The organism is Sphingopyxis panaciterrulae (genome assembly GCF_014199295.1).
GTDB classification, from domain to species: Bacteria; Pseudomonadota; Alphaproteobacteria; order Sphingomonadales; family Sphingomonadaceae; genus Sphingopyxis; species Sphingopyxis panaciterrulae.
Window position 1 is genome coordinate 22,121 of the sequence record NZ_JACIJH010000024.1, and the last position, 10,521, is coordinate 32,641.

Genomic DNA, 10,521 nt, shown 5'->3' on the forward strand with positions numbered 1-10,521 from the left:
TTGCTTCACTGCGCTCGCAATGACGAAGTGAAGCATGCGCTAAGCCGTCCTTCCCTTGCGGGGAGAGGGTTTCTTCGCGGCCGCCTTCTTCGGCTTGGCGGCCGCCTTGCCGGGCGGTGGTTTCTTCGCGGGTTCCACCTCGCCTTCTTCCTCCGCCTGCCCCAGCGTGCGCAGGAACATGTTCCGCACCTCGCGGACATGGCTCGCGAGGCTCCGCACGCTCCAGCCCGACGTATCGACCGGCGGCAGCACGGTGACACGCACCGTCGCGGGGCGCATGACGAACTCATTCTTGGGCGCGACGTCGGTGGCGTTGTGGATCACGATGGGGACGATCGGCACCCCGGCCTGCATCGCGAGGTGGAAGGCGCCCTTCTTGAAGGCGCCGAGTTTCGGGGTCAGCGTACGGGTGCCCTCGGGCGCGATGCAGATCGATTTTCCGTCTTGGCGGATCGCGTCGACCAGCGGTTCCATCGCCCGAATCGCGCTCTTGCCGTCGGCGCGGTCGACGAAGACGGTGCCGCCCCATTCCATCAGCTTGCCGAGGATGGGGATGTCGCGGATTTCCTTCTTCCCCACCGCGCCCATGTCACGGCGAATGAGCTTGGCGAGGATCATCACGTCCGCCTTGCTCTGATGGTTGAAGATGAAGACGCAGGGGCGCGCCGACCAGAGATGCCGCTCGTCCTCGACCTCCAGCTCGACGCCGGTGATCGCGGTCGCGAAATCGCCGAACAGGCCGAGCGAGAAATTGACGGCCTCGCGCTGCGACCGGGTCAGCGCCCAGATCGGCAGGCCGGCGGCGAAGGCGCCGACGAGCGAGCCGGTCGCATAGATGGTGCGGGTATAGTCGACCCAGCTCGGCGTGCCGCGGCTCGCGAAGCGCTGCACCGGCCAGCCGCGCTCGTCGGCGATGGCCTTGAGCTTGAGATTGGGGTTGAGCGGACGCGGCTTGCCGACGCGTTCGAGCAGTTCGATATCGTCGTCGCTGTCCGAGTAGAAAAAGCTCTGATCGAGATCGAGGCCATGTTCGGCGGCGAGATCTTCCGCCGCGAGTACCTTGCCCTCGCCGAAGCACAGGGGCCGGACGATCTCGCCCGTAAACACGCCATCCTCTATCTCGTACGCCGAGCATTTGATGTCGGTGATGCCGAGGTCGCGCGCGGTCGGTTCGATCTGGTAGATCGTCGCCGACGAGACGATCGCGACGCGATGCCCCTTGGCCCGATGCGCCTCGATGATCGCGCGGGTTTCGGGGTAGATCTTGCGCGCGATATGCTTCTTGTAGAGTTCCTCGCCGAAGGTGACGAAGCTCTCCTCGTCGACGCCCTTCATGAATTTGGCGGCGGCGGTCATCAGCCCGGAAAAGCCGATGTTGCCGAGGCTGTGCTGCGCGATCACCTGCGCGGTCTCGGCGATCTCCTCGACCGACATTTCGCGGCGCTGGAATTTCTCGCGCAGCATCGCGGTCGCGGAATAGCCGGCGATGATCGTCCCGTCGAAATCGAAGAGCGCGGCGATATGCGGTCCGGGTTCGGAGCCGAGAACCTCTTCCAAATGCGGCTGTGGCCTCGGCACGCGCATCTCCCCACCAGCGGCTATGCTGCCGCCTGTGCCCGCACGATGGCAGGGAAAATGGGGTTAGGCAATGCATCCCATTCGTCGGTGGCGACTCCGTTTGGAAGCAGGAGAGTGATTTTGCTTTCTGCGTCACCCCGATGACGATCCCGACTTTCGCTGGGATGACGCTATGATTTCAGTGCCGCCGCCTCGCGCGCCAGCGCCTCGACCTTTGCGGGATCGAGCGGGCCGGGGGGAACGACCCAGCTCCCGCCGACGCAGCGCACCGCGTCGAGCGCGAGCCATTCGGGTGCGGTCGCGGCGCTGATGCCGCCGGTGGGGCAGAAATTGAGGCCGCGAAACGGTCCCGACAGGGCCTTCAAGGCCGCGACGCCGCCGCTGGTCGAGGCGGGAAAGAATTTGAAGCTGTCGAGTCCGATATCGAGGCCCGTCATGATGTTCGACGCATTGGCGATGCCCGGCAGAAAGGGAATGCCGGCCGTCACCGCGGCTTCGCCGAGGCTGTCGGTCAGGCCGGGCGAGACGATGAATTCGGCGCCGGCATCCAGCGCATCGCTGAGCATTCGCGAGTTCAGCACCGTGCCCGCGCCGACCACCGCGCCGGCGACCTGCTTCATCGCCTTCATCGCGTCGAGCGCGGCGGGGGTGCGCAGCGTCACCTCCAGCACCGGCAGGCCGCCGGCGACGAGCGCCTCGGCCAGCGGCACCGCATCCTCCACGCGGTCGATGACGATGACCGGGATGACCGGTGCCAACGCCATGATCTGTTCGATGCCTGATTCTGCCATGTCTATCTCCGTTCGCCCCGAGCTTGTCGAAGGGCTGTTTTTTCCTGGACCCGTTGAAGGAAAGGACGGTCCTTCGACAAGCTCAGGACAAACGGGTTTCGGGATTCAAACGACCGTTTCCATCGCCGCCAATATCGCCGAACCGCCCTTTTCGGCTTCGTCGGCGTGGATGCGGAAGAGGGCGAACAGCTCGCGCCCGACGCCGAGGCCCGGCGGCGGCGGCGCGGCGGGTGCGCGCGCAGCCCATTCACCCTCGTCGACCAGCGCCGTCACCTCGCCCTTCACCGCGCAGATGCGGACCCTGTCGCCGTCGCGCAGCCGGGCGAGCGGGCCGCTGACGCCGTCGAGGCCGGGCAGCGCTTCCGGCGACAAGTGGATCACCGCTGGCACCTTGCCGCTCGCGCCCGACATGCGCCCGTCGGTGAGCAAGGCGACGCGAAAGCCCTTGTCCTGCAGCACGCCGAGCGGCGGAGTCAGCTTGTGCAGTTCGGGCATGCCGTTGGCGCGCGGGCCCTGGAAGCGGACGACGACGACGACGTCGCGGTCGAGCTCGCCCGCCTTGAACGCCGCGATCACCTGATTCTGGTCGTCGAAGATGCGCGCGGGTGCCTCGATCGTCCAGCGATCCTCGGCGACGGCGCTGGTCTTGATGATCGCGCGGCCGAGGTTGCCCGACAGCAGCCGCATTCCGCCGTCGGGCGAAAAGGGCTGCGCGACCGGGCGCAGCATCGCCTCGTCGCGCGTTTCGGCGGGGGCGGCCTGCCAGTGGAGTTCGTCGTTCACCAGCACCGGCTCGCTGCCGTAATCGGCCATGGTGCCGCCGACGGTCAGCAGATCGCCATGGAGCAGCCCGGCGGCGAGCAGCTCGCGGACGACGAAGCCGATGCCCCCCGCGTCGCGGAAATTATTCACGTCGCCGGCGCCGTTCGGATAGACGCGCGCGAGCAGCGGCACCGCATGGCTGAGTTCGTCGAAATCCTGCCAGTCGATGACGATCCCCGCCGCGCGCGCGATCGCGGGCAGGTGGATCGCATGATTGGTCGAGCCGCCGGTCGCGAGCAGGCCTACGCACGCGTTGACGATCGCCTTTTCGTCGATGCAGCGCGCGAGCGGGCGATAGTCGTTGCCGTTCCAGCCGATCTCGGTCAGCCGGTGCGTCGCGGCGCGGGTCAGTTCCTGCCGCAGCCTGGTGCCCGGATTGACGAAGGCGGCGGCGGGGACGTGCAGCCCCATCATCTCCATCATCATCTGGTTCGAATTGGCGGTACCGTAGAAGGTGCAGGTGCCGGGGCTGTGGTAGGAGGCCGATTCGGCTTCGAGCAGATCGTCGCGGCTCGCCTTGCCCTCGGCATAGAGCTGGCGCACGCGGACCTTTTCCTTGTTGGGAAGGCCGGAGGGCATCGGTCCCGCGGGAACGAGGATCGTCGGCAGATGGCCGAAGCGCAGCGCGCCGATCAGCAGGCCGGGGACGATCTTGTCGCAGATGCCGAGAAGCAGCGCACCCTCGAACATCGCATGGCTGAGCGCGACGGCGGCGCCCTGGGCGATCGTGTCGCGGCTGAACAGCGACAGGTCCATGCCCGCCTGCCCCTGCGTCACGCCGTCGCACATCGCGGGAACGCCGCCCGCGACCTGCGCGGTCGCGCCCTTCTCGCGCGCGAAGACCTTGATCTGCTCGGGATAGCGGCCATAGGGCTGATGCGCCGACAGCATGTCGTTATAGGCGGTGACGATGCCGATGTTCATCGCCGCGCCGCCGCGGATCGCCGGCTTGTCCTCGCCCGAGGCGGCGAAGCCGTGCGCGAGATTGCCGCACGACAAGATGCCGCGATTGGTGCCGGCCTCGCGCTGACGCTCCATCAGGTCGAGATAGGCGGCGCGGCGTTCGGCGCTGCGCGCGATGATGCGGTCGGTGACGCGGGCGATGGTGGGGTGGAGATCAGTCATGGTTCAAAACCGTTTGTCCTGAGCGTGTCGAAGGACCGTTCTTCCTTGCGACGCCCAAAGAATAAGGACTGCCCTTCGACAAGCTCAGGGCGAACGGAGTTTTTGGGCGCGATGGTCGCTCAATCATGCCAGCTCGCCCCGTCGCGCTCGATCAGCGCGATCGCGCTCGACGGGCCCCAGCTTCCCGCGGTGTAGGTCTGCGGCGCCATGTCGACCGCGGCCCAGGCGTCGCGGATCGAATCGATCCACTGCCATTGCGCTTCGACCTCGTCGCGGCGCACGAACAGGGTCTGGTCGCCCTCGATGAAGTCGAGCAGCAACCGTTCATAGGCGATCCGCCGCCGCTCGCCCGCGAAGCTGTGCGACAGCGACACGTCCAGATTGACCTCGCGCAGCTTGACGCCCTCGCGGTCGAGGCCGGGCTGCTTCGCCATCACCTTGACGCGGATATTCTCTTCGGGCTGCAAATTGATGATCATCACATTGGGGTCGAGCTTTGCCGCGCCGACGCGGGCGAAGATATTGTGCGGCACCGGCTTGAACTGGATCAGCACTTCGGACTGGCGCTGCGGCATGCGCTTGCCGGTGCGCAGGTAAAAAGGCACGCCTTTCCAGCGCCAGTTATCGATGAACGCCTTGAGCGCCACGAAGGTTTCGGTGTTCGAAGGCCGCCCGAGTTCGTCGGCATAGCCCGCGACCGCCTCTCCGTTCACCGCGCCCGCCGTATATTGGCCCTTGACGCTGTGCGCCTTGACGTCCTCGGCATTCATCTTGCGCAAGGAGCGGAGCAGCTTCACCTTTTCGTCGCGCACCGCGGTCGAGGAGACGCTGGCGGGCGGCTCCATCGCGATGATCGCGAGCAGTTGCAGCATGTGGTTCTGCACCATGTCGCGCAGCGCGCCGACGCCGTCATAATAGGACACGCGCCCCTCGAGCCCGACCGTCTCGGCGACGGTGATCTGGACATGGTCGATCGCCTGCGCGTTCCACAACGGTTCGAACAACCTGTTGGCAAAGCGCAGCGCGAGCAGATTCTGGACCGTTTCCTTGCCGAGATAATGGTCGATGCGGAAGACGCGGTCCTCGGCGAAGGCATCGCCGACCTGGGCATTGACCTCGCGCGACGAGGCGAGGTCGTGGCCGATCGGCTTTTCCATCGCGATCCGGCATTCGGCGCAGGCGATGTTCGCCGCGGCAAGCCCCTGCGCGATCGGCCCGAACATCGACGGCGGGGTCGACAGATAGACGCCGATCGGCCGCGCCATCCGGTCGCCGAGCAGCGCGGCGAGATCGTCGTAGCCGGCGCCCTTCCCCGCATCGACCGCGCAATAGTCGATCCGGTCGAGGAACATGTCGACGACCGGGGGGTCGATGCGATCCTCGGGCAGATGCTCGGCAAGCGCCTCGCGCACCTGTGCGTGAAAGGCGGCGCGGTCGAGGTCGCTGCGCCCCGACCCGATGATCGTCAGCCCGTCGGCGAGCAGCCCGTCCATGTGGAGATTGTAGAGCGAGGGGAAGAGCATCCGATGGGCAAGGTCGCCCGTCGCCCCGAACAATATCAATGTCTCGACTTTGACGCTCACGGCGTTCCCCTTGGATATTCCTGATGAAAGTGGCGAATGCGCGGGGCGATTGCAACGCGCATACGTAAGCCGCATAGCTTTGCGGCGAGCGTTATGCACGGGCCCTCCCGGCAGGACAGGGACGGGCCATAGCCCTCTCCCCTTCAGGGGAGAGAGCATGAGCCTCTGAAGAGGAGGGGGTGATTCCCTTTCGTTCGAAACGCCATTAAGGGCAGAACCATGACCGACCCGCCGCAGCCTTACGACGTCATCGTGATCGGCGGCGGAGTCAATGGCGCCGGGGTCGCGCGCGATGCCGCCGGTCGCGGGGCGCGAGTCCTGCTGATCGAGGCGGGCGATCTGGCCGGGGGTACGTCATCGGCCTCGACCAAGCTGATCCACGGCGGGCTGCGCTATCTGGAGCATTATGAATTCAGCCTTGTGCGCGAGGCGCTGAAAGAGCGCGAAGTCCTGTGGCGCATCGCGCCGCACATCATCCATCCGCTGCGCTTCGTCCTGCCTTATCGCGACGGGCTGCGGCCGCGCTGGCTGCTGCGGCTCGGGCTGTTCCTCTACGACCATATCGGGGGGCGCCGGAAACTGCCCGCGACGCGCTCGGTCGACCTTCGGCGGCATGTCGCGGGCGCACCGCTTCAGAGCGTCTATGTCCACGGTTTCGAATATTCGGACACGGCGGTCGACGACGCGCGGCTCGTCCTGCTCAACGCGCGCGACGCCGCCGACAGGGGCGCGCGCATCCGAACCCGCACCCGCGCCAAGGCGATGCGGGTCGAAAATGGATTATGGGTCGTGGAGGCGACCGGCGAGAGCGGCCGCGCCTATCGCTTCACCGGACGCAGCCTGGTCAACGCCGCGGGGCCGGCAGTGCTCGACGTGCTTCATCGCGCCGCCGCGCCGCCCGACTATCAGATGCGGTTGGTGCGCGGATCGCATATCGTCGTGCGCAAGCTGTTCGACCATGATTATGCCTATTTCTTCCAGCTTCCCGACGGGCGCATCTTCTTCGCCATTCCCTATGAACGCGATTTCACGCTGATCGGCACCACTGACGCCGACCATGAGGGGCCGCTCGACGCCATCCACGCGAGCGCCGAAGAGATCGAATATCTGTGCGAGGGCGCGAACCAGTATTTCCGCACCGCGATCAATCCCGCCGATGTGCTGTGGACCTATTCGGGGGTGCGGCCGCTGGTCGAGGACGGATCGGGCAAGCCCGAGGCGGCGACGCGCGGCTATCGCATCGACCTCGACTGCGACGAGGGCGCGCCGCTGCTCACCATCTATGGCGGCAAGATCACCAGCTATCGCCATGTCGCGCAGCATGCGGTCGACGAGCTGGCGGCGCATGTCGCGGCGCTGACGGGCAAGCGCTGGACCGGCCGGACGCCGCTGCCCGGCGGGGATTTCCCGGTGCGCGGCCTGGCGGCGCTGATCGCCGACATCCGCCTTTGCCACCCCTTCCTGCCGCGCGCGACCGCCGACCGCATCGCCCGCGCCTATGGCACCGAGGCACGGGCGTGGCTGGGCAAGGCCGAAGGCTGGGACGATCTGGGCGGCGAGATCGCGCACGGGCTGTCGGCCGCCGAGGTCGAGTGGATGGCCGCGCGCGAATGGGCGCGAACCACCGACGACGTGCTGTGGCGGCGCAGCAAGTTGGGGCTGCATTTCACCGAGGCGGAGGTGGGGCGGCTGCGGGCCCGTCTTGAGGCAATCGCGGCAAAGCCCGTGCTGGTAGAATGATCTTCCCTGTCGCGCTGCGATGGGGAGGTGGCAGCGCGACGCGCTGACGGAGGGGCAATGGCGCAACGGCGCCGCCCCTCCACCACCGCTTCGCGGCGATCCCCCTCCCCACGGCTGCGCCGCAGGGAGGGTCGGTTCGTCAGGCCGCTTCGGCCTCCAACTCGGCGGGCAGGCGGATCATATAGTCGAACGCCGACAGCGCCGCCTTCGATCCCTCGCCCATCGCGATGACGATCTGCTTGTAGGGCACGGTCGTGCAGTCGCCCGCGGCGAAGACGCCGGGCTGGCTGGTCTCGCCGCGATGGCCGACCTCGATCTCGCCGTGGCGCGACAGGGTGACGCTGTCCTTCAGCCATTCGGTGTTGGGGACGAGGCCGATCTGGACGAACACGCCCTCCAGCTCAACCTGATGCAGTTCGTCCTTGTTGCGGTCCTTGTAGGCAAGGCCCGTCACCTTCGTGCCGTCGCCGAGGACTTCGGTGGTCAGCGCCGAGGTGATGATCCTGACGTTGGGCAGGCTGGCGAGCTTGCGTTGCAGCACCGCGTCGGCGCGAAGCTGGCTGTCGAATTCGATCAGCGTCACATGGGCGACGAGGCCGGCGAGGTCGATCGCCGCCTCGACGCCGCTGTTGCCGCCGCCGATCACCGCGACGCGTTTGCCCTTGTAGAGCGGGCCGTCGCAATGCGGACAATAGGCGACGCCCTTGTTGCGATACTCATCCTCGCCCGGGACGCCGAGCTGACGCCAGCGCGCGCCGGTCGACAGGATCACGGTGCGCGCCTTCAGCGACGCGCCGTTCGCGAGCCGAACCTCGTGCAGGCCGCCCTCGCGCTCGGCCGGGATCAGCTTCTCGGCGCGCTGGAGAGTCATGATATCGACGTCATAGTCCTTCACATGCTGCTCGATCTGCGCGACCAGCTTCGGCCCCTCGGTGTGCTGGACCGAGATGAAATTCTCGATCGCCATCGTATCGAGCACCTGCCCGCCGAAACGCTCGGCGGCGATGCCGGTGCGGATGCCCTTGCGCGCGGCGTAGATGGCCGCCGCGGCGCCCGCGGGGCCGCCGCCGACGACGAGGACGTCGAACGCCTCCTTCGCGGCGATCTTCTCGGCCGCCTTCGTCTCGGCGCCGGTGTCGAGCTGCGCGAGGATCTGTTCGAGTTCCATCCGGCCCTGGCCAAAATTCTCGCCATTCAAAAAGATCGTCGGCACCGCCATGACCTGACGCGCCTCGACCTCCGCCTGAAACAGACCGCCGTCGATCGCAGTGTGGGTGATGCGCGGGTTGACGACGCTCATCAGGTTCAATGCCTGCACGATGTCGGGGCAGTTCTGGCACGACAGCGAGAAATAGGTTTCGAAATGATAGTCGCCGTCGAGCGCGCGGACCTGCTCCAGCACCTCGGGCGCGGTCTTGGGGGGGTGGCCCCCGACCTGCAGCAGCGCGAGGACGAGCGAGGTGAATTCATGGCCGAGCGGGATGCCCGCGAAGCGCACGGCGACCTGCGGGTCGCTCGCGCGGCGGATCAGGAAGCTGGGCCGGCGGGCGTCATCGTCGGTGCGGCTGACGCTGACCTTGTCCGACAGCAACGCGATCTCGTCGAGCAGGCTCGCCAACTCGGCCGACTTTGCGCTGTCGTCGAGCGACGAAAGCAGTTCGATCGGTTCACGAAGGTTCGTGAGAAGACCTTGAAGCTGCTGCTTCAAATTGGCGTCGAGCATGGGGAGAGCTCCTGTCAATCAGGGGGAAAGGAAAGCCGGGGGGGCGGCGGTCAGGCCGCCGCCCCTCCGGTACATGTCATGAAGGACTTAGATCTTGCCGACGAGGTCGAGCGAGGGCGCGAGAGTTTCGGCGCCCTCTTCCCACTTGGCGGGGCAGACTTCGCCCGGATGGCTGACCCAATATTGCAGCGCCTTGATCTTGCGCAGCAGCTCGGCGGCGTTGCGGCCCACGCCCTCGGGGGTGATTTCGAGGAGCTGGATCTCGCCCTGAGGATCGAGGACGAAGGTGCCGCGGTCGGCCAGGCCGACGCCCTCACGCAGGACTTCGAAATTGTTCGACAGCGTGTGGTTCTGGTCGCCGACCATGTAATAGTCGATCTTGCCGATCGCCGGCGAGGTGTCGTGCCAGGCCTTGTGGCAGAAATGCGTGTCGGTCGACACCGAATAGACCTCGACGTCCATCTTCTGGAGGGTCGGATAGATGTCGGCCAGATCTTCGAGCTCGGTCGGGCACACGAAGGTGAAATCGGCGGGATAGAAGAAGAAAACCGCCCACTTGCCCTTCACGTCGGCGTCGGTGATGTCGACGAACTTGCCATCCTTGAACGCAGTGGCCTTGAAGGGTTTGAGGGTCGTATTGAGAACGGACATGAAGAGCTCCTTTGTTGTCGGGAGCCCTCCTCTAGCCCTTTATGTTGCAATGCGAAAATTGAAAATATCGGATCATTTGATCGATTTTTTCGATAAGTCTTGCGGGCCGCCGCGGCGAGTGCGGCCGGTGCCTTGCGGGATCGCAAGGCGGCCCACCGCCATCGCGGCGCCCGCGATGGCCACGGCGGGAAACCCCAGCCCGAGTCCGATGACCCCCGACCGCCGCGCCGGAACTCAGACCCGGATCAAGTCCGGGGTGACGATGAAAGAGAGGGCGCACGTCGGTGGATGGCGGTCGCTTGGCGATCCCCGGCGAAAGCCGGGCCCAGGGCGATGGAGAGCCGGCGCTGCGCAGTCGCACTCTGGACCCCGGCTTTCGCCGGGGATCACGTCGCCGCCCGCAACACGGTCGGTGCACGAACCGCTCCGCGGATTGGTGCTAGCCTCGATGTAAAGCGGCCCGGCGAGCGCCGCACCTGATTGAACGTGGGCTGCCGCAGGCAGACCC

At 66.5% G+C, this 10,521-nt stretch carries 7 protein-coding genes; 1 reads left to right on the forward strand and 6 read right to left on the reverse strand.

The window, feature by feature from the left end:
• Positions 1-39: 39 nt before the first annotated feature.
• From FHR21_RS20120 to zwf, 4 genes are all read right to left on the reverse strand, one after another.
• Positions 40-1,584 (reverse strand): HAD-IB family hydrolase, encoded by a 1,545-nt coding sequence (locus FHR21_RS20120; RefSeq protein ID WP_184101649.1) that lies wholly within the window; start codon positions 1,582-1,584, stop codon positions 40-42.
• Between the two features lie 164 nt (positions 1,585-1,748).
• Entirely contained in the window at positions 1,749-2,369 is a 621-nt protein-coding gene (gene eda, locus FHR21_RS20125) for a bifunctional 4-hydroxy-2-oxoglutarate aldolase/2-dehydro-3-deoxy-phosphogluconate aldolase (RefSeq protein ID WP_184101651.1), read from the reverse strand.
• Positions 2,370-2,474: 105 nt separating this feature from the next.
• Entirely contained in the window at positions 2,475-4,316 is a 1,842-nt protein-coding gene (edd, locus tag FHR21_RS20130; RefSeq protein WP_184101653.1) for a phosphogluconate dehydratase, read from the reverse strand.
• A 119-nt stretch (positions 4,317-4,435) separates the two neighbouring features.
• On the reverse strand, positions 4,436-5,899 hold the full coding sequence (zwf, locus tag FHR21_RS20135) for a glucose-6-phosphate dehydrogenase (RefSeq protein WP_338113240.1): 1,464 nt from the start codon (positions 5,897-5,899) through the stop codon (positions 4,436-4,438).
• A gap of 219 nt (positions 5,900-6,118) precedes the next feature.
• Between zwf and glpD the strand changes: the two genes are divergently transcribed.
• Positions 6,119-7,639, forward strand: a complete 1,521-nt coding sequence (gene glpD / locus FHR21_RS20140; RefSeq protein WP_184101657.1) for a glycerol-3-phosphate dehydrogenase — start codon at positions 6,119-6,121, stop codon at positions 7,637-7,639.
• 139 nt (positions 7,640-7,778) lie between these two features.
• Here the strand turns inward: glpD and ahpF are convergent, their stop codons facing one another.
• Positions 7,779-9,362 carry an alkyl hydroperoxide reductase subunit F gene (gene ahpF / locus FHR21_RS20145; protein ID WP_184101659.1) on the reverse strand — a complete coding sequence of 528 codons (1,584 nt, stop codon included), beginning with the start codon at positions 9,360-9,362 and terminating at the stop codon, positions 7,779-7,781.
• Between the two features lie 87 nt (positions 9,363-9,449).
• A complete protein-coding gene (ahpC, locus tag FHR21_RS20150; RefSeq protein ID WP_184101660.1) occupies positions 9,450-10,013 on the reverse strand; it encodes an alkyl hydroperoxide reductase subunit C in 564 nt (187 codons plus the stop codon).
• Positions 10,014-10,521: the final 508 nt, after the last annotated feature.